General features: G+C 62.2%; 18 protein-coding genes. 9 read left to right on the top strand and 9 right to left on the bottom strand.

The genetic code is table 11. The annotated features are described in order from the left end of the window. The first annotated feature begins 797 nt into the window (after positions 1 to 797). The 3 genes from CXY73_RS04910 to CXY73_RS04920 all read left to right on the top strand — a co-directional run bounded on the left by CXY73_RS04910 (position 798) and on the right by CXY73_RS04920 (position 4,886). On the top strand, positions 798 to 2,408 hold the full coding sequence (locus CXY73_RS04910) for a sodium-dependent transporter (RefSeq protein ID WP_104134822.1): 1,611 nt from the start codon (positions 798 to 800) through the stop codon (positions 2,406 to 2,408). Continuing rightward, entirely contained in the window at positions 2,405 to 2,566 is a 162-nt protein-coding gene (locus CXY73_RS04915; protein WP_104134823.1) for a methionine/alanine import family NSS transporter small subunit, read from the top strand. Before CXY73_RS04910 ends, CXY73_RS04915 begins: the two co-directional genes overlap by 4 nt. Before the next feature lie 856 nt (positions 2,567 to 3,422). Continuing rightward, on the top strand, positions 3,423 to 4,886 hold the full coding sequence (locus tag CXY73_RS04920) for a cryptochrome/photolyase family protein (RefSeq protein ID WP_104177013.1): 1,464 nt from the start codon (positions 3,423 to 3,425) through the stop codon (positions 4,884 to 4,886). Between the two features lie 3 nt (positions 4,887 to 4,889). On the opposite strand, the gene CXY73_RS04925 is transcribed toward CXY73_RS04920, so the two are convergent. The 4 genes from CXY73_RS04925 to upp form a co-directional block, all read right to left on the bottom strand. Beyond that, entirely contained in the window at positions 4,890 to 5,588 is a 699-nt protein-coding gene (locus CXY73_RS04925) for an SDR family oxidoreductase (protein WP_104134825.1), read from the bottom strand. A gap of 265 nt (positions 5,589 to 5,853) precedes the next feature. Beyond that, positions 5,854 to 6,261 (bottom strand): MarR family winged helix-turn-helix transcriptional regulator, encoded by a 408-nt coding sequence (locus tag CXY73_RS04930; protein ID WP_233198144.1) that lies wholly within the window; start codon positions 6,259 to 6,261, stop codon positions 5,854 to 5,856. A 365-nt stretch (positions 6,262 to 6,626) separates the two neighbouring features. Further along, positions 6,627 to 7,328 carry a winged helix-turn-helix domain-containing protein gene (locus CXY73_RS04935; RefSeq protein WP_104177015.1) on the bottom strand — a complete coding sequence of 234 codons (702 nt, stop codon included), beginning with the start codon at positions 7,326 to 7,328 and terminating at the stop codon, positions 6,627 to 6,629. A gap of 492 nt (positions 7,329 to 7,820) precedes the next feature. Next, the gene (gene upp, locus CXY73_RS04940; RefSeq protein WP_104134828.1) at positions 7,821 to 8,453 is read right to left on the bottom strand and encodes a uracil phosphoribosyltransferase; all 633 of its coding nucleotides are present in this window, start codon (positions 8,451 to 8,453) and stop codon (positions 7,821 to 7,823) included. Between the two features lie 44 nt (positions 8,454 to 8,497). On the opposite strand from upp, the gene tadA reads away from it, so the two are divergent. Beyond that, positions 8,498 to 8,974, top strand: coding sequence for a tRNA adenosine(34) deaminase TadA (gene tadA / locus CXY73_RS04945; protein ID WP_233198145.1), 477 nt, complete (start codon positions 8,498 to 8,500; stop codon positions 8,972 to 8,974). Between the two features lie 3 nt (positions 8,975 to 8,977). Here the strand turns inward: tadA and CXY73_RS04950 are convergent, their stop codons facing one another. Continuing rightward, a complete protein-coding gene (locus tag CXY73_RS04950; protein ID WP_104177016.1) occupies positions 8,978 to 9,940 on the bottom strand; it encodes a cation diffusion facilitator family transporter in 963 nt (320 codons plus the stop codon). 69 nt (positions 9,941 to 10,009) lie between these two features. On the opposite strand from CXY73_RS04950, the gene proC reads away from it, so the two are divergent. Continuing rightward, complete coding sequence (proC, locus tag CXY73_RS04955; protein ID WP_104134830.1) at positions 10,010 to 10,858, top strand: pyrroline-5-carboxylate reductase; 849 nt, start codon at positions 10,010 to 10,012, stop codon at positions 10,856 to 10,858. A 3-nt stretch (positions 10,859 to 10,861) separates the two neighbouring features. Here proC and CXY73_RS04960 read toward each other — a convergent pair whose 3' ends face one another. From CXY73_RS04960 to CXY73_RS04970, 3 genes are all read right to left on the bottom strand, one after another. Further along, positions 10,862 to 12,487, bottom strand: a complete 1,626-nt coding sequence (locus CXY73_RS04960; RefSeq protein ID WP_233198146.1) for a chromosome partitioning protein — start codon at positions 12,485 to 12,487, stop codon at positions 10,862 to 10,864. A gap of 156 nt (positions 12,488 to 12,643) precedes the next feature. Further along, the gene (locus CXY73_RS04965) at positions 12,644 to 13,315 is read right to left on the bottom strand and encodes a TrkA family potassium uptake protein (RefSeq protein ID WP_104134831.1); all 672 of its coding nucleotides are present in this window, start codon (positions 13,313 to 13,315) and stop codon (positions 12,644 to 12,646) included. Beyond that, the gene (locus tag CXY73_RS04970) at positions 13,308 to 14,708 is read right to left on the bottom strand and encodes a TrkH family potassium uptake protein (RefSeq protein ID WP_369831210.1); all 1,401 of its coding nucleotides are present in this window, start codon (positions 14,706 to 14,708) and stop codon (positions 13,308 to 13,310) included. The genes CXY73_RS04965 and CXY73_RS04970 overlap by 8 nt, the downstream gene beginning before the upstream one ends. 134 nt (positions 14,709 to 14,842) lie before the next feature. Here CXY73_RS04970 and CXY73_RS04975 point away from each other — a divergent pair, with 134 nt between their 5' ends. From CXY73_RS04975 to CXY73_RS04990, 4 genes are all read left to right on the top strand, one after another. Then, a complete protein-coding gene (locus CXY73_RS04975; RefSeq protein WP_104134833.1) occupies positions 14,843 to 15,298 on the top strand; it encodes a helix-turn-helix transcriptional regulator in 456 nt (151 codons plus the stop codon). A gap of 133 nt (positions 15,299 to 15,431) precedes the next feature. Further along, on the top strand, positions 15,432 to 15,530 hold the full coding sequence (locus tag CXY73_RS04980; protein WP_003792170.1) for a 30S ribosomal protein bS22: 99 nt from the start codon (positions 15,432 to 15,434) through the stop codon (positions 15,528 to 15,530). A gap of 114 nt (positions 15,531 to 15,644) precedes the next feature. Then, entirely contained in the window at positions 15,645 to 15,914 is a 270-nt protein-coding gene (locus CXY73_RS04985; protein ID WP_104177018.1) for a glutaredoxin family protein, read from the top strand. Further along, complete coding sequence (locus CXY73_RS04990) at positions 15,911 to 16,210, top strand: Dabb family protein (RefSeq protein ID WP_104177019.1); 300 nt, start codon at positions 15,911 to 15,913, stop codon at positions 16,208 to 16,210. Before CXY73_RS04985 ends, CXY73_RS04990 begins: the two co-directional genes overlap by 4 nt. 115 nt (positions 16,211 to 16,325) lie before the next feature. On the opposite strand, the gene aspS is transcribed toward CXY73_RS04990, so the two are convergent. Next, on the bottom strand, positions 16,326 to 17,654 hold the full coding sequence (gene aspS, locus CXY73_RS04995) for an aspartate--tRNA(Asn) ligase (RefSeq protein ID WP_104177020.1): 1,329 nt from the start codon (positions 17,652 to 17,654) through the stop codon (positions 16,326 to 16,328). Positions 17,655 to 17,730 lie beyond the last annotated feature (76 nt).

Consider the following 17,730-nt stretch of genomic DNA (forward strand, 5'->3'; position numbering starts at 1 on the left):
GAATTAGCCCAGACTTTGACGAATTAACCCAGACGCTAGCCAATATGGCCCACGCGCCGTTAGACGATTACATTGGAATCGACTACTTTCTTGGCTTGATGCCCGACGACTTCGAAGTCAGTCGACACGCATGCGATCTCATCGATCGCGAGAGTTCTGAACCCAATTTGACGCATGCCGCCATTGTGCGAATCGCCGACTCGACAGGCGCACTGCAAATTGTGATGACAAATTTCGACATGCATCTCTTATCTGCGGCGGCGGCAGCTGACCGTGAGGTCTTGGAGACCTTGGCTGGTCCCACCCCACCCCACCCTTGGACAAGGAGTTCGCCGGAATTGTGCACTTGCACGGGTGCGTGACCGGCAGGGCAGCACAACTGGTGTTAACCGATAAAGATTTTGGTTGGGCATACCTCACGGGTGCCCGGGCCACCCGGTTTCTATTGCCAATATTTCAGAACTACACCTTTTTTATCTATCGAATACAGCCACAACGACCCAAACATGCGGTACCTCGCACTCAGCCTCCTGTCAAAGACGCCTGACTACGCGTTCGCAAGCACCAGTGACACCGATAACCAGAAATGAAATCAGAAGATATCGACTTATATGAGGCTTTCTTTCGAATGATTCTAAGAATCAATCTAGCCGGGCGTCTTGACATGATTTCTGGGGCGGGGATACCGTGAAGATAATTACCCACCAAAAGCATTAGCAGCGAGGATCCTAATTGTGAGTGCATCGGGAAAGACACAACAAGCGCCCTCGAACGTGAGCGCGCGGCCACAACGTGAAATGTGGTCCGGGCGGAGAGTGTTCATTCTCGCCGCCATCGGGTCCGCCGTGGGACTAGGCAATATCTGGCGCTTCCCCTACGTTGCCTACGAAAACGGCGGCGGGGCGTTCATTATCCCGTACTTGGTCGCCCTGCTCACTGCCGGAATACCGCTGCTTTTCCTCGATTATGCCATCGGGCACCGATTCCGTGGGTCACCTCCGCTGGCAATGCGAAGACTGCATCCCAAAGCCGAAGCCATTGGCTGGTGGCAAGTAGGAATCTGTTTCGTCATTGCCGTGTACTACGCGGTGATCATTGCCTGGGCAGGCATGTACTTCATATTCTCCTTCACCACCGCTTGGGGCGAGGACGCTGCGGGTTTCTTTACCGGCGAGTTCCTCCAGGTCAGTGATCAGGTGAACCTGGGCTTCGACTTCGTGCCCTCCGTACTCATTCCACTGATTCTCGTGTGGGGCGTGGTTATCGCCATCCTGGCTTTGGGAGTACAAAAAGGAATTGCCCGCTCCTCCATCGTTTTTATGCCGTTGCTCTTGATCATGTTCCTCATTCTGGTCGTCCAAGCGCTGTTCCTTGAGGGCGCCTGGACCGGACTGGACGCGTTCTTCACGCCGGACTGGACCCGGCTCGGTGACAGTTCTATCTGGGTTGCTGCCTATGGGCAGATCTTCTTCTCGCTGTCGGTGGCCTTCGGGATTATGATCACGTATGCCTCCTACCTGCGGCGAAAAACCGATCTGACCGGTTCTGGGTTCGTCGTCGGCTTCGCCAATTCCGGCTTCGAGTTGCTGGCCGGCATCGGGGTCTTCGCTGCCTTGGGATTCATGGCGGCATCGAGCGGGGTTGGTGTGGACGAAGTCGCTGTCAGCGGTATCGGTCTGGCATTCATTGCATTCCCGACGATCATTGCGCAGGCGCCGGCGGGTGTTCTGTTGGGAGTGCTGTTCTTCGGTTCGCTCGTGTTCGCCGGTCTAACGTCGCTGATCAGTATCGTCGAAGTTATCATTGCCGCCGTTCAGGACAAGTTAGGCTGGCGGCGGGTGAAGGCAGCGCTGATCGTCGGCATCCCTATTGCCCTGATATCGATCCTGCTATTTCCAACGACGACGGGCCTGAACCTGCTCGATGTGACCGATGCCTTTGTCAATAGCTTCGGAATTGTAGCCGTTGCACTGGTGGCCGTGGTGGCGATGTCCGCTGGGTTCGGCGCACTTCCCCGGCTGCGCGAACACATCAATGCAACGTCCTCGGTTAAGCTGGGCCGCAGTTGGCAGATTTTCATCGGCGGTGTCACTCCGGTGGTCCTGGGTTACATCTTGATCGACACCCTCACCACCAGGATCAGCGAGGGCTACGGCGGTTTGCCGGACTGGTTTGTCGGCGTCTTCGGCTGGGGCATGGTGATTGCCTTGGTACTGATCGCCTACCTGCTCTCGAAGATTCCGTGGAGCCTTCGATCTGCCGCTTATGAGAAAAATATCCATGAACCGATCCTGGACGCCGAACTCGATGCGAATAAATCCGCCACGAATAAGACCAAGGGTGGCCAAACTGGCCTACCCGAAACCGCCGCATCAGGATCCGCAGCAGGGGAAGGGAAGAACCCATGAGTACCTCCGCGATCGTCATGATGATCATCGCTCTGTTGGCCGTATGGGGAGGGCTGGGATTGGCCCTGCTCAATCTCAAGCGCAATCCAGAAGCCATCGACGACGAGGAAGCCGATGCCGTTTTGCACGACGGCGCATCCGTGTCGCCACTACGATAAATTCGTGACCCGCAAAGTGACGTTGATTTGCCCGCGGCTGAGTCGGTTCACCAGATCGGCTGTTCGCGGATAGTTCTTCAGCACGCCCCGCTACCCGGAGCGGGCGACCTTTGTATGAGCTTGAGAAAGCGGGCTCGCGCGACGACGGCCGCGAGGAACAGATTTTCTGAAAGCGACGAAAAGTTGGTGCGCGGATCCCTAAGCCACCTGTTCGCAATGCCACAAATTTGCGTTGTTCGGTGGCCGGGAGGGCGGTTCGACTGCGGCGTGCTTTGTCCCTCCGCCACGACAGGTTCCTGCTGGTGAGGTCCCCGTCGCGGAAGATACCGTTGCTCGTGTAGAAGATCACGGCAGCATGATGGTCCCAACGGGTATTCCACCGAACGAGAGTTCATCGGGGTATTCTGCGAAGACTTCAACCTTTGGGCGCAGTTTGCGCCGAGTTGAGATTCGTAGAGCAGGTAGATGTCGAGTTGAACGTAGTCGACCTCGATGTCGTCAAAGAGGTTTTGGGTAGCGGGACGGGTTGTTGACACCGTCGTGTCGGCACGCAGGTTGTGGTGGACGGCGCGACAGAAGCTGCGCCGGCGATATCACCGATGCTGGCCCAATCCCGTTGACCGTCCAGCGCGACATCGGCCAAAGTGCGCCACACTATCTCCACGGTCGTCATCGCATACTCGTAAAAATACGGAAGGCAGTATCGGTATTTATATGGACGAAGACAGTGGGTCTTGGATTCTCGATGTTGGCGGGAGCACTGCTCGAATCCCTTCGGGCGCACAGCTAAACCCCGTTCAACACGTGTCGGAGGGGATTTTTTGTGTCTTTTATCGGCGGGGATAGAATCGGCAGCATGTCCCTGCCGCGCTTTCTGTTTGCCGACCAGCTCGGTCCCCACTACGACGACGGTGGGCCTATTGTGCTGGTCGAGGCGACTGCCGTGCTGGGGCGACGTACCTACCATCGGGCCAAAGCCCATCTCATTCTCAGCGCGCTTCGCCACCGCGCGCGTGAGCTGGGCGACCGCGTCGAGTTTCTGCGAGCTGAGCACTACCGGGACGTGCTCAAGGGCCGTGACCTCGAGGTGATCAACCCCACCTCATGGGGTGCACGCGCGCTGGTCACCGAACTGGGCGCATCCGTTCTGCCGAGTCGAGGCTTCGTGACGAGCGAACAGGACTTCGCCAATTGGGCCGATGGCCGGCCCGCATCCCGACTCGTGATGGAACAGTTCTACCGCCAGGTGCGCACGACCACCGGCATACTCATGCGTGGCCCTGAGCCGGAGGGCGGGCGTTTCAATTTCGATCACGACAATCGTCAGCCGCCCCCGAAACGTGCGGCCAGTCTCGGCCTGCCCGACCCGTGGGCCCCGGTCGAAGACGACATCGACGAGGAGGTGCGCCGAGACCTTGACCGCCTCGTCACCGAAGGCAGAGTGCACCTGATCGGAGCGGATGGCCCACGCCGATTTGCGGCCACCCGCGCGGAAGCGCTCGCGGCGCTGGATGATTTCATCGAAACGCGACTGCCGGACTTCGGGCACTTCGAGGATGCCTCGCTGATCGGGGACAGCACGATGGCCCACTCGAGGTTGAGCGTTCCACTCAACCTCGGCCTTCTGCATCCGCAGGAAGTCATCGACGCGGTCGTCACGGCGTACCACTCCGGTCAGGTTCCGCTGCCGAGCGCCGAGGCCGTGGTACGCCAGGTCATGGGCTGGCGGGACTGGGTCTGGCACCTGTACTGGCACCTCGGCGAGAACTACATCGCGGAGAGCAACTTTCTCGGCGCCCATGAGCCGCTTCCGCCGGCGTTTCTGGAGTTGGACGGTGACGCCGTCGAAGCGCGGTGCCTGAGCCACGTGCTCGATGAGGTTTCCCGCACCGGGTATGCGCATCATATTCAGCGTCTCATGATTCTGGGCAACTGGTCATTGCAGCGGGGCTACGAGCCGTCAGCACTGTCGGATTGGTTCATCAATGCCTTCGTCGACGGAACACCGTGGGTCATGCCGGCCAATGTTGTCGGCATGTCGCAGCACGCCGACGGTGGCATTGTCGCGACGAAGCCCTACGCCGCCGGTGGCGCCTACATCTCGAAGATGACCGATTTCTGCGGGAGCTGTCGATTCAATCCGAAAATTCGGCTGGGGCCGGAGGCCTGCCCGTTCACGGCCGGATATTGGGCATTCCTGGATCGAGTGGAGCCGCGCATCCGCGGTAATCACCGCATGGCCCAGCCGCTCGCCGGCCTGCGGCGTCTGGTGGACCGCGACGAGGTTGTGGCTCAGGAGCGCACGCGCACGAACTGGTAGGGCCTATCCGGCGAAGGCGGTACTCGGCAGGTCGCGCTCGCCGGAGATGATCGCGTCGACAATGCGTCGGGCGACATCCGCTGGCTGATAGCCGGTAGGTAGTGGCGGTGCCGAACCCTGGATTGGCCTGGTGGCCAGTCCCGTTTCGGTATGACCGGGTCGTGCATCGAGAAAGCGGATGCCGTCCCGTCGCATCTCCCGGCCTGCCGCTTGCGCGAATGCCGCGAGGGCTGCCTTCGAGGCCGAGTACGCCGCCATGTTCGCGGTCGGGCGCTCGCTCACAATTCCGCTGAGCGTGACAAAGAACGGATCACGATGCCCGCCGGACGATTCGGTCAGAGCGGGAAGGGCTGCCCGGAGCAGGCGCATCGGTGCCGTCGCGTTCACCGCCATCAGGGTATCTATTGTTTCGTCAGCGACATCCGCCAGGGGGCCGAACGCGACGACTCCGGCGGCGTTGATGATTCCATCGAGGCGGCCGTGTGCTGCGATGGCGGCGGAAACGAGCTGTGCGGACGTGCTCGAATCGCTCAGATCGCCAGTGACCGTCGCTCCAAAGCTGCCGAGTTCGGCGAGACGCTCAACGCTGCGTCCATGCAGAGTGAGCAGAGCCCCCCCTTCGCTCAGAAGCTGGGCAATTTCGCGGCCCAAGCCACCGGTAGCGCCGACGATAAGAACGGATGAACCGGAGAGAGAAGTCATGGCTCCAGAGTAAACGAGATGCTGAGTGCTTGCGCAAGATTAAGGTTTCCACCCCCAAGCTGGGATAGCCTCGACCAGCGTGAGCATTGCTCAACTGATTTGCGTTCTTCTTGTTCTGAGGGATCGGTTCGTGCTTGCGCCCGAGTTTCTCACCAGGCAATGTTCGGGCGCCCGGTGAGGAAGGCATTCCCGCGAGGGATTGCCTCGGTGGGACGAGGGGTAGGGCCCTCGTCCCACCGCCCCACCTTTCGTTGGCCGGGGTGGATCAGGCGTCGAGTGTTGGGACCTCGTCACGCTCGCCAGGACAGTCGACGCGCAGCTTGTCGCACAGCGCGGTGAGCTGCAGCAGCTCGGCCTGAGTCAGGGACTCGCCAATGCGCTCGGTGATCGCGCCCATGTGCAGAACGGCGACCCGTCGAAACAGGGCCAGGCCCGCCTCGGTGAGCTCGATGATCGCGCCGCGCCCGTCGCTCGGGTCGCTGTGCTTGTGCAGATACCCGCGCAAGACGAGCCGATCGACGAGGCGACTCACGCTCGGCTGAGTCAACAGCACATGCTGATTGAGATCACGCAAGCGGATGCATCGGTCAGGCTGCCGAGACAGGTTGAACATAACGTCATACTCATTGAGAGAAATCTCCTTCGAGGGGAAATTCGCTGCCAGATTGCGCATAATGGCAACCTGAGCCCGAAAGAGGGACTCCCATGCACCCACCGCGATCATTCGATCCACCACCTTGCGGCTCCTAACCTCGTTCTCCAAGGATAGAGACTCGGCGGGGCAGACCGGGCCAGGGCAGGCAGCATCCGCTTTTCGAGAAACAAACGGATGCCGTGCATGAAACTCGCAGGTGATTTTCTGGCCCAAAGGTGGCGCCCGTTACCTATTCGTTATATGTTTTAGGTGCGTCAACCGTTTGCTGTGGCGGACGACGTGAAATGTGATTGCAGGACACTCTTGGTGCAAGGGAAGAGGGTCAGTCGTAGCCTCTGCGACTGGCCCTCAGTTCTTTTGACTGGCACCATGCGCCCGGCGGCCTAGAACAGGTCGGGACTCGGCGTGGTCGACTGGCGGATGGCGACGTCCGCGTGGCGGTCGAAGCGGTAGCCGACACCGCGCACCGTGCGCACGATGTCTTCGTAGCGGCCGAGTTTGGAGCGCAGACGTCGAACGTGCACGTCGATGGTGCGCTCGTTCGGGGTGTCTTCCTCGTCGGCGGAATTCCACAGCGACGAAATGATTTCGGCCCGGTCAATGGTGCGGCCCTCACGCAGCACGAGGTACTGCAGCAGCTCGAACTCCTTGTAGGTCAGAGCTGCAGTCTCGTTGTCGAGAATGACGCGCTTGCGGGAGATGTCGACGATGACACCGCTGCGGGCCCGGTCAAGCTCTTCGGGCTCGGCGCGGTGTGCAGCGAGTGCGGCCGGATCCTGCAGGGCCAGGCGCACGACGTCAACGTCGCGGCCGCCGGTGCCCTGCGGCGCCAAAGCGACAGCGGCGTAGGTCTCTGCCGAGGGGGCGATGTCGACGGCAAGGGCCTTGAGCGCCTCGACGATGCGGTTCAAGCTCGTGCCGGCCGCGGCCGCCTTGGCCTCATCGATGCCGACGTAGAGCACGAAGCCGCGAGCCTCGGTGCCGCTGGGTACGGCGCGAATGCGGGGGGCGGCCACCGGCGGGGCCAGGGACAGGTCGGGGCGGTTGAACGTGGGGCGAGTTGCGTGAATGTGTGCGAGAGACATGGGTAAGGTCCTTGACTGTTCGATCGACGGGAGCCCGACGGATGCGCAAAAGTGCTTGATCCGGTCGGCGCTCGAGGTGTGGCCCGTGGGGCCGCGAGAGCGAATGCTTAGAAAGCATCCGGGGCGTCAGCCTGACCTGTTAGGCAGGGGACGCGAGGAGGAAAGTCTCGGTTAGCGGTGCATTCGGCAACAGCGGATGGCGGGGGTGCCGGCCATCATCATGGCGGCAGTCCCGGGGGCCTCGAGGGAGGTCAGGGGGCGTGCGCTGATTGTCATAACTGTGAGTAAAGCGGAATGTGACGCCGCGTGTCAATTTGACGACGTGGCAAGTCGCCGAATGACGTGCAACACGTTCGCAGTGTGCTGCTCGTTTAGGCGATTCCGTGCAAAATCACGTCTTCATAAAATATTTCATGATGAAACGTGGATTGATCAAAGATTATTGATGTGATTTCGGCTTAGTGTGTCGTCGGTCGCAGGACCTGCATGAAATCAGACCAGGCCGTACAAGCGGTCGCCCGCGTCGCCGAGGCCTGGCACGATGTAACCCAACTCGTTTAGCTTCTCGTCAACAGCACCCAGCACAATGGTCACTTCGCGGCCGGCCAGGGCTTTCTCGACGGCCGCGAGGCCTTCGGGGGCAGCCAGGATGCAGATCGCCGTCACGTCGACCGCGCCGCGGTCGAATAAAAAGTTGATGGCGGCGATGAGGGAGCCGCCGGTGGCGAGCATCGGGTCGAGCACGAAACACTGTCGATCCGACAGGTCGTCGGGCAGACGCTCGGCGTATGTCGTCGGCTGCAGGGTCTCCTCGTTGCGGGCCATTCCGAGAAAACCGACCTCGGCGGTCGGCAGCAGCTTGACCATACCCTCTAGCATGCCCAGGCCGGCACGCAGAATCGGCACCACGAGCGGCTTCGGGTCGCTGATCCGCACTCCCTGCGCGGCCGACACGGGGGTCTGCACGGTGACGGCTTCAACCCGCACGCCGCGCGTACCTTCATAGGCGAGCAGCGTCATGAGCTCTTCGACCAGCGATCGAAACAGCGGTGACGGGGTGTTCTTATCGCGGAGCACGGTGAGCTTGTGCGTGATGAGCGGGTGGTCGGCAACGTGGACTCGCATAGGCTCGATTCTACTAGAGACGAACCGACGCGATGAGGTGAGACATGGGTGGACGAGACCAGCACGATGAGTGGATGCTGCTGGCCCTGACCGAGGCCCGCGCCGCCCTGATCGGGGGCGACGTGCCGGTCGGTGCCATCATCGTCGACAGTGCGGGCCAGGTGATCGGCCGTGGCCGCAACGAGCGCGAACTGCACCAGGACCCCACCCTGCACGCCGAGCTCGTCGCCATTCGCCAGGCCGCCGCGCACTCCGGCGACTGGCACCTGACCGGCTGCACCCTGATCGTCACGCTTGAGCCCTGCGTCATGTGTGCCGGCGCCATCCTCGCCGCCAGGATGCCCACCGTCGTCTTCGGCGCCTGGGATGAAAAGGCGGGAGCGGCTGGGTCGGTCTACGACGTGCTGCGCGACCGCCGACTCAACCACCGGGTCGAGGTCTTCGCGGGCGTCAAAGCGGTCGAGTGCGGTATCATTTTGCGGGAATTCTTCGAAGATCCCGCGCGCAGAAGTCGGCGCTGAGCCCTATTCGAGTCCCTTGATCACGAAGCTGTCGGTCGTTGGGTTGGCCAGGTTCGGGTCGAAGTAGATATCCGGCTCGAGATAGATAGTGCGGGCCAACGGAACAGCGGCTCGAATGCGGGTCTCCACGGCATTGATATCCGCGGCGACGTCGGTAAGGCGGTGGTCGCCGTCAAAGGCGACCTTGGCACCGAGCAGAATCTCGTCCGGGCCGAGGTAGAGGGTCTTGAGGTGAATAATGCGCTTGATCTCCGGGCCGTCGAGAATGGCCGCCTTGATTGCATCGAGGTCTTTCGTGTTGGCCCCTTCACCGACCAGCAGGCTCCTGGTCTCAATGCCGAGAATGATCGCGACCGCCACGAGTAGCGCGCCAATGGCGAGCGTGCCGATCGCATCCCAGATCGGCTCGTCGGTGATGATGGTCAGGCCGACACCTACGAACGCGAATGCCAGGCCGGTGAGAGCTGCCACGTCTTCGAGCAGCACGACCGGCAGCTCGGGCGCCTTCGCGTGCCGCACGAACTGCGCCCAGCTCTGTTTCGCTCGCACAGGATTCGATTCCCGAATCGCGGTGCGCAGCGAAAAGCTCTCGAGGACCATGGCGATAGCGAGCACCAGAATCGGCAGCCAGGCATTTTCAAGCGGATGCGGGTTCTGCAGCTTGTTGAAACCCTCATAGAGCGAGAACACACCGCCGATCGAGAACAAGATAATCGACACCACGAAGGCGTAGACGTATCGTTCGCGCCCATAGCCGAACGGATGCTCCAGGTCGGCCCGCTTCTTCGCCTTGTGGCCACCGAGCAGCAGGAGCAGCTGGTTGCCGGCATCCGCTACCGAGTGCACCGCCTCCGCCAGCATTGAGGAGGAGCCGGAAAAGGCCCAGGCCACGAACTTGGTGATGGCAACGCCCAGATTAATCGCGAAGGCCGCCACAATTGCCTTGTTTCCGTCCGACGGGCTCATGGAATCATCTTAGAACTGCTCGGGGAGACCGTTTTGGGTGGCTGACTGGCGAAAAAGTAGACTGCTGGGATGACTTCTTCCCCGAATGTGACTCTGCCCACGATCGCCTTCCTCGGAGCCGGCTCCATGGCTCGCGCCATTCTGGCCGGTCTGCGGGGGCCGGGTGTCACCGTCGAGGGCGGCATTCGTGTCACCAACCGCACGGCGGTGAAGGCCGCCGAGCTCGCCGACACCGAGGGGGTCACCGCCTACGCGACCGAAATCGACGTCGACGCGAACCTCAAAGCCATCGACGGTGCCCAGATCGTCATCGTCGCCGTCAAGCCCTACATGGTCGCCGACCTGCTCGCTGAAATCAGCGGCGCCCTGGCGCCCGGCACGCTCGTGCTGAGCGTCGCGGCCGGCGTCACCATCGACACCTTCGAATCTCTTCTGCCGAGCACCGTGCACGTCATCCGCACCATGCCGAACACCCCCGCCGTCGTCGGCATGGCCGTCACCGGGATCAGCGCTGGCACCCGCTCGAGCGATGCCGACCTCGAACTCACCCGCGCCTTGTTCGCGACCGTCGGTGACGTTTTGGTCGTTCCCGAGAGCAAGCTAGACGCCCTCAGCACCATCAGCGGCTCCGGCCCCGCTTACGTGTTCTATCTGATCGAGCAGCTCACCGAAACGGCCATCACCAAGGGGTTCACGCCCGAAGAAGCGGCCGTCATGGTCAACGGAACCTTCCTCGGTGCAAGCGCCCTGCTCGCGGTCTCCGACAAGTCACCGAGCGAGCTGCGCCGCCAGGTCACGAGTCCGGCCGGCACCACCGAGCGCGCCGTCTGGGAGCTCGAAAAGGGTGGTCTCAAGGAACTCTTCGACACGGCAACAGACGCCGCCCTCGCGCGCGCGAAGGAACTCGCCGCCTCTTAGCGCCTACAGCCCCTCGGCGATGGCGGCCGTCGCCTGCAGCCACGCAGCGCGGGTACGGGGCGCCAGCGCGTCGACGTTGAGCGGTCCGCCGCCGACCAGCGAAGCGTCGTAGGGAACGTCGACGACGGTACGGGTGAGCTGGCGAAAGTGGTTGTGCAGGCGCGCGGACAACTGCTCATCCGCCGTCTTCGACGGTGAAGCGAGCACGGTCACCGCCTGGGCGACCTTATCGGCGTGTCCCTTCTGGCGCAGGCCGTCGAGCAGCGAGGCCGCGCCATAACCGGTGTCCTCGCGGATGGTCGAGACGATCACGAGCTGGTCGGCGGTCTCCACGGCCGCCTCCCAGTTGCTGGCCCGCATGTTGTTGCCGGTATCGATGACGAGTACTCGGTAGAAGCGGCTGAGCGTTGTATGCAGTTTGCGGAATGCGACATCGTCGATGCTCGCGGCGCCGGCCGGATCGAGGTCGGAGGCGAGTGCGTCGAACTGGGCGTCGCCCTGCGACCGCACATAGTTGTCGAGGTCGCCCACCCGGGAGCGAGCATCGCCGAAGCGGTCCAGGTCGCGGAGCAGATCGACGGCCGTATTGGTGTGCCGCGCGGCTTGGGCGCGTACGCCGAGGGTTCCCATGGTCTCGTTGTTGTCCCAGGCGAGGGTGTAGCCGCCGCGATAGATGCCGAACGTTGCCGCAATGAGCAGCGTGGCTGTGGTTTTGTGGGCCCCGCCCTTGGGGTTGTGGACCACGATCGTGCGAGAGCCGTTCAGGCTGCGCTGCACGGCCGTGATTGCGCCGCGCTGCATCTGCTCCGTCGGACTCGGCGCGAGCGAGACCAGCCCGCCGGTGAGACGGCGCACGGCGCCCTGCCAGCCGTGCTCTGCCGGACCGGTCGGCGCCGGTGGCCGCGAGCTCAGAAAGTCGGCGAGGTTGGGCGGCACGTTCGTCGATGGTACGGCGACCGCGGCAGCGGGCGAGGTGACGAATGGCGAGGTGATCGGACGTGACGTGATCGGACGTGACGGGACCGGCACTGATGCGACCGGCAGCGACGGTGTCCGCGACACTCCGCCGCCGGAGACCCGCGGCTCCGCGGCAACATCCAGCGGCGCGAGCAGCGACTCGAACAGGCTGACGTGTTCATCACCGGCTTCATCGTCGGGTTCATCGGCGGCTTCTGCGGCGGGCGGCTGCAGCAGCACAGCGAACGGGGTGGGCGCATCCGCTTCGACCGGCACGGCAGGCCGCGGCGAATCAGTCTCGGCCTGCCCCTGCGCCTGCACCGGAAGCGGCACCGTGTGAGCCGGCTTGGGGTGCCGCCCGACGACGACCGGACCAGCAGACTCGACGCGCCCGTTGGGGTGCACGGTCAAAGGCCAGTCACCCTGCTCATCGCTGACCTGCAGCAGCACGGACTGCCCACGGCTACGGGCGGTCTCGACGACGAGACCAATGATCTCCTCACGCACGCCGGCTTCATCGTTGCCGGTCACCATGCGCGTGGCACCGTTGATGGTGACCTCGCCCGTCGTATCGGTTTGCACTTCGGCGATGATGTCAGCCGTGGTGTCAGGCACCGTGAATCCGGCCTCGGGCGCAACGGTATCGGGGAGCGCGGGAACGTTTCGTGACATGAGTAAGCCTTCCGTTCTCGGACATGACGTCGCAGGCAGCCTCGGGTGAGCTGCGACGAGTTATGTGCGTAGTAGGAGAATAGCTGGTCGCCGTCCCTGAATTGGAGGATTATTCACTGAATCCGCGTGGATTCCGCCAGAACGGACGCTGATCGGCTAGGATCCGAGCGCCGCGAACCGCTCGATGTCGGCCTCGGCGCCCGACACGATGATGAGGTCATGGTTGGACACCACCGTCTCAGCGGTGGCATAGGTGAACGGCTTTCCCGGACTCTTCACACCGACCACCGTGACGTTGTACTTGCGACGCACCCCGGAATCAACCAGGTTGAGGCCGCGGATCTGCTTCGGCGGGTACATCTTCACGAGGGCGAAATCATCATCGAACTCGATGAAGTCGAGCATGCGACCCGACACGAGGTGGGCGACGCGTTCCCCCGCCTCGGCTTCTGGGTAGATCACGTGGTTAGCGCCGATGCGTTCGAGGATCTTGCCGTGTGACTTAGAAATAGCCTTGGCCCAGATCTGCTGGATCTTCAGGTCAACCAGGTTCGCCACGATGAGCACGCTCGCTTCGACCGAGGAACCGGTTGCGCAGACGGCGATGGAAAAGTCCTGGGCACCGATTTGCTGCAGCGCCTCGAGGGAACGGGCATCGGCCTGCACAGCGTGGGTGACTCGCTCCGACCATTTCTGCACGAGGGCCTCGCTCGTGTCGACCACGAGGACTTCACGACCCAGCCGATCAAGCTGGCCGGCCGTGGCTGCGCCAAACCGCCCGAGCCCGACGATGAGTACGGGGGCGTCGTGTTTGATGCGATCAACCAACGATGGGCCTCTCTTCCGGGCGTTTGAACAGTTGCCTGCTCTGACTGGCGGCCAATGCTGCCGCGAGAGTCACTGTACCAACCCGGCCCATGGACATCGTTGCGGCCATCACGTACACGCCCTCAGGTGGCAGGTCGGCGGTGAGACCGGTGGAGAGACCACAGGTCGCAAAAGCGCTGATCACGTCGAACAGTACGAGGTCGAACGGTTGTTTGGAGATATGCAGAATGAGGATGCTCGCCACCGCAACGGTCGTCGCGCCCCACAGCACCACGCTCACCGACAGGCGCAGAATGTCGCTGGGAATGCGGCGGCCGAAGGCCTCCATCTCTTGTTTGCCCCGGGCCTCGGCAAAGGCAGCAAGAAAGAGGATGGCCAGGGTCGTCACCTTAATTCCTCCGGCGGTCGACGCCGACCCGCCGCCGATGAACATGAGCATGTCGCTGAGCAGCAGGCTCGACCCGTGCAGTTCGCTGATATCGATGGTTGCGAAGCCGCCCGAGCGCGTCATCACCGACATGAAAAGCGACTGAAAAATAGTGTCGCCGGCATTCAACGAGCCGAACGTCTTCGGATTGTCGAATTCCAGAATGATGTAGAACACCATGCCCAGGATCATGAGGGCGGTCGTGGTCACGAGGGTCAGTTTCACGTGCACCGACCAACGGCGTGGGGAACGCCACCCGCGGGCGAAGGCATAAATGACCGGAAAACCGAGGCTGCCCAGAAATACACCGATCATCAGCGCACCGAGAAACCAATAATCGTTGGCGAACGGCTCGAGCCCGCCGATGTTCGGGTTGAAACCGGTGTTGGTGAACGCCATCGCGGCGTAATAGAAGCTGTGCCAAACGGCCTCGCCGATCGCGACACCGTCGGCCAGCATGCGCGGAAAGAGCAGGGCGGCAACGCCGACTTCGATGACCAGGGCGCTGATCGCCACGGTCAGTAACAGGCTGCCGACCTCACCGAGGCGCACGGTCTGACCCTCGTTGACCGGGCCGGCGTGGATGCGTGACGGGTTGGAATCGCTCGCGGCCATGAGTTTGGCGCGAAGGCCGAGGCGCCGGGCGATGACGAGCCCCATTAGGGACGCGAGGGTCAGCACGCCGACGCCCCCAATGTTGACCCCGACGAAGACGAGAATATTGCCGAATGGTGACCAGTGTGTCGCCATGTCGACCGTAGTCAGTCCGGTCACGCAGATAACCGAGACGGCGGTGAACACCGCATCGTGCAGGGGTGTCACCGTGCGGTCAGCCGATGCGACCGGCAACGAGAACAACAGGGTGAACAGCATGATGAGTGCCGTGAAAATGAGAATGGCAAACCGCGATGGTGATTTGTGAGCGAGGGCGTCTACGCCGTCGCGCAGGTGCGCCAGAACGCTCAGTGGGCGACGAAGGGGCGGCCCAGTCCCACTTCGAGACAACACCTGGGACCCCCGATTGACCTGCGACCTATACCAGTTTGACATGGTACTACCCGGCGGTGTTTTTCCCCAGCACGAATGACTACCCTGAGGGTATGGCAGACATCTTTACCGTGGTGGCGGACTCGGCGCGGCGCGACATTTTGCGCATCCTCTTGGAGCGGGCTGATCCCGCCCGCGAGCCCGTGGGCGCAGGGCGCAGCGAACTGAGCGTGTCCGACATCGTCGGTCATCTTGGGCTGAGCCAGCCGACAGTATCCAAACACCTCAAGGTGCTGCGCGAAGCCGGTTTGGTCACTGTGCGCGAAGATGGGCAACACCGCTTCTACCGACTGGAATATTCGCCGCTTGAAGAGATCGAGGATTGGCTGATTCCATTCCTCAGTGTCGACTTCGATCAGGCCGTCAAGACCGCCGATCTGGAGGGTGAGGGCTTGAAAGAAGAGCAGCGAGCATTCGCCTCGGCAATCGGCAAGGCTTTTGCCGATGCCACGCAGATGTCTCAGGTCGTCAAGGATGCGACAGCCAAGAAGTGGCGCAGAAACGGCTGAAATCGGGCGCCTTCGTGTCGCTGCGAACGGGGCGATCCGACCGGTGAGTAGTTGGGGCGCGATTTGTCCGATAGAATGGTGTTTTCGTGTCAGTCGCGGGCCCCGCGACTAAACCAAAACTTGTGAGGTCCGTGTGGGTTCTGTAATTAAGAAGCGACGCAAGCGTATGGCGAAGAAGAAGCACCGCAAGCTGCTTCGCAAAACTCGCCACCAGCGTCGTAATAAGAAGTAGAACGACTCCTCGTCGTTCTGTGAGCAAAGCGCTAGCCCTTCGGGACTGGCGCTTTTTGCTGTCCGGCGAGCGGTATCGGTGTCAGCGTCTGGTTCGTCGGCCTAGGCTGGAACAATGGCCATCGTACACCTGACTCTGATCGGCAAGCCCGGTTGTCACCTCTGCGACGATGCACGCGACGTGGTCGGCAGCGTTGTGGCCAAGCTCACCGATGACGCATCGGCCCCCACGATCACGCTCGAGGAACGTTCCATTCTCGATGACGCCGACTTGCACGAGCGTTACTTTGAGGACATCCCGGTGCTCCTCATCAACGGCAAGATGCACAACTACTGGCGCATTGATCCCGTGCGCCTGCGCACCGCCCTACTGGAGGTCTCATGACCATTCGTCACATTGTCTGCTGGAAGCTCAATGCCCTCACCCCGCGCAAGAAAGCCGACGCCGCCGCTGAGATCGCCGCTGGCTTGCAGGCGCTCGTCGGGATTGTGCCTGAGATTCGCGCGTTGACGGTGGGGCCGGATGTCGCCGGTAACGAAAACTGGGACGTCGCGCTGATCGCCGACTTCGACGACCTCGAAGCCCTCGACCGCTACCAGAAGCACCCAGAGCACAAAAAGGTCGGCGCGTTCATTCGCACCGTCGTCGCCGACCGCCTGGCCGTAGACCTCGAGGTCTAGCTGGCGTAGCCGATGCCGGCAGATTTGCGGCACACCGGGTGAGGCCGATGCTCTCGCCGGCGTGTTTCAAATTCTTCCCGTTTTACGCACGGGCAAGTTTGGTGTGGAGTCGGGGCTACGGCTCCAGGCGGGTCGGGCCACGGAACAGGTAGGTGACCTCGCGAATGCTCGCCTGGTGCAGCATGAGCATCAGTACGCGCGCGAGGCCCATGCCGAACCCTCCGTGAGAAGGCACGCCATACCGGAAGAAGTCCAGGTACCCCTCGATCTCCTTCGGGTCGAGGCCCTTCTCCACCGCCTGCGCTTCGAGCACGTCGATGCGGTGCTCGCGCTGGGCTCCCGTCGAGATCTCGGTGCCGTTGAAGATGAGGTCGTAGCTTTTGGTGATCGACGTGTCGTCCTCGTGACGCATGTGATAGAACGGGCGAATACTCGAGGCGTAGTCGGTGAGGAACACGAATTCGTGCCCGTACTTCTCGGCCACATAGGCGGCGATCTGGCGCTCGCCCTCCGGGTCCATGTCGTCGTCGTCGCGGGGAACCTCGTAGCCGCGGCTCTTCACGATCTCTTTGGCCTCGGCCAGCGGGATACGCGGGAACGGCGTGCTCGGAACGGTTACCTCAACGTCGAACAGGGCGAGCACCTCGTCGCCGTGCTTGGCCTTGACCGCGGTGAAGCCGGCGACCATGAGGTCCTCGTGCAGCTGCATGACGTCGTCGTGGCTGTTGATCCAGCTGATCTCCGAGTCAACGCTGGTGAACTCGGTGGCGTGCCGGCTCGTGAAGGAGGGGTCGGCGCGGAATGCCGGGCCCACCTCGAAGATCTTGCCAAAGCCGGCGGACTGCGCCATCTGCTTAAAGAACTGAGGGCTTTGCGCGAGGTAGGCCTTGGTGTCGAAGTAGCCCACCTCAAACAGTTCGGCGCGGCTCTCGCTCGCGCTGGCCATGAGCTTCGGGGTGTGCAACTCGATGAAGTCGTGCTCGATCCAATAGGTGCGCAGCGCGTGCTCGAACGTGGTCTGGATGCGAAAGATGAGGTTCTGCTTCGGGTTGCGCAGGTCGAGGAAGCGCCAGTCCATGCGTTTGTCGAGGCTTGAATCGGCCGCGATCGGTGTTTCGGGGATGGCAGCGGATACCACGGTGAGGGTTGTGAGTTTGATCTCGATGCCGCCGAGCTTGACTCGCTCGTCGTGCTTGAGCGCCCCGGTGACCGTGACGAAGGTACCCTGGGCGAGACCCGAGATGCTGGTAGCCGGTTCGTCGGCGACAACGACGCCATCGGCATCCGTTGTGCGGGGATTAACCAGCTGCACGGCGCCGGATTCGTCGCGCAGCACGACGAATTGCACCTTTTTCTGGTCTCGAACGGTGTCGACCCAGCCGGACACCGATACGGGGCCGTCGTCGAGAGCGGACAGGTTCTTGATTAATACGCGCGAAGTCACTGTTCGAGCTTAGCCGGAGCCGCTCGAGGGTCCCCGCCGAGGGGCGCCCGGTAGAGTATGTTTCGGGAGGGACGAC

The sequence above is a fragment of the Cryobacterium sp. Y50 genome, from assembly GCF_002929805.1.
GTDB lineage: Bacteria > Actinomycetota > Actinomycetes > Actinomycetales > Microbacteriaceae > Cryobacterium.

Excerpts from the sequence above, each read along its gene's own strand:
- CXY73_RS04910 (WP_104134822.1), top strand. The coding sequence starts at position 798 with ATGTGGTCCGGGCGGAGAGTGTTCATTCTCGCCGCCATCGGGTCCGCC.
- CXY73_RS04915 (WP_104134823.1), top strand. The coding sequence starts at position 2,405 with ATGAGTACCTCCGCGATCGTCATGATGATCATCGCTCTGTTGGCCGTA.
- CXY73_RS04920 (WP_104177013.1), top strand. The coding sequence starts at position 3,423 with ATGTCCCTGCCGCGCTTTCTGTTTGCCGACCAGCTCGGTCCCCACTAC.
- CXY73_RS04925 (WP_104134825.1), bottom strand. The coding sequence starts at position 5,588 with ATGACTTCTCTCTCCGGTTCATCCGTTCTTATCGTCGGCGCTACCGGT.
- CXY73_RS04930 (WP_233198144.1), bottom strand. The coding sequence starts at position 6,261 with ATGCGCAATCTGGCAGCGAATTTCCCCTCGAAGGAGATTTCTCTCAAT.
- CXY73_RS04935 (WP_104177015.1), bottom strand. The coding sequence starts at position 7,328 with ATGTCTCTCGCACACATTCACGCAACTCGCCCCACGTTCAACCGCCCC.
- upp (WP_104134828.1), bottom strand. The coding sequence starts at position 8,453 with ATGCGAGTCCACGTTGCCGACCACCCGCTCATCACGCACAAGCTCACC.
- tadA (WP_233198145.1), top strand. The coding sequence starts at position 8,498 with ATGGGTGGACGAGACCAGCACGATGAGTGGATGCTGCTGGCCCTGACC.
- CXY73_RS04950 (WP_104177016.1), bottom strand. The coding sequence starts at position 9,940 with ATGAGCCCGTCGGACGGAAACAAGGCAATTGTGGCGGCCTTCGCGATT.
- proC (WP_104134830.1), top strand. The coding sequence starts at position 10,010 with ATGACTTCTTCCCCGAATGTGACTCTGCCCACGATCGCCTTCCTCGGA.
- CXY73_RS04960 (WP_233198146.1), bottom strand. The coding sequence starts at position 12,487 with ATGTCACGAAACGTTCCCGCGCTCCCCGATACCGTTGCGCCCGAGGCC.
- CXY73_RS04975 (WP_104134833.1), top strand. The coding sequence starts at position 14,843 with ATGGCAGACATCTTTACCGTGGTGGCGGACTCGGCGCGGCGCGACATT.
- CXY73_RS04985 (WP_104177018.1), top strand. The coding sequence starts at position 15,645 with ATGGCCATCGTACACCTGACTCTGATCGGCAAGCCCGGTTGTCACCTC.
- CXY73_RS04990 (WP_104177019.1), top strand. The coding sequence starts at position 15,911 with ATGACCATTCGTCACATTGTCTGCTGGAAGCTCAATGCCCTCACCCCG.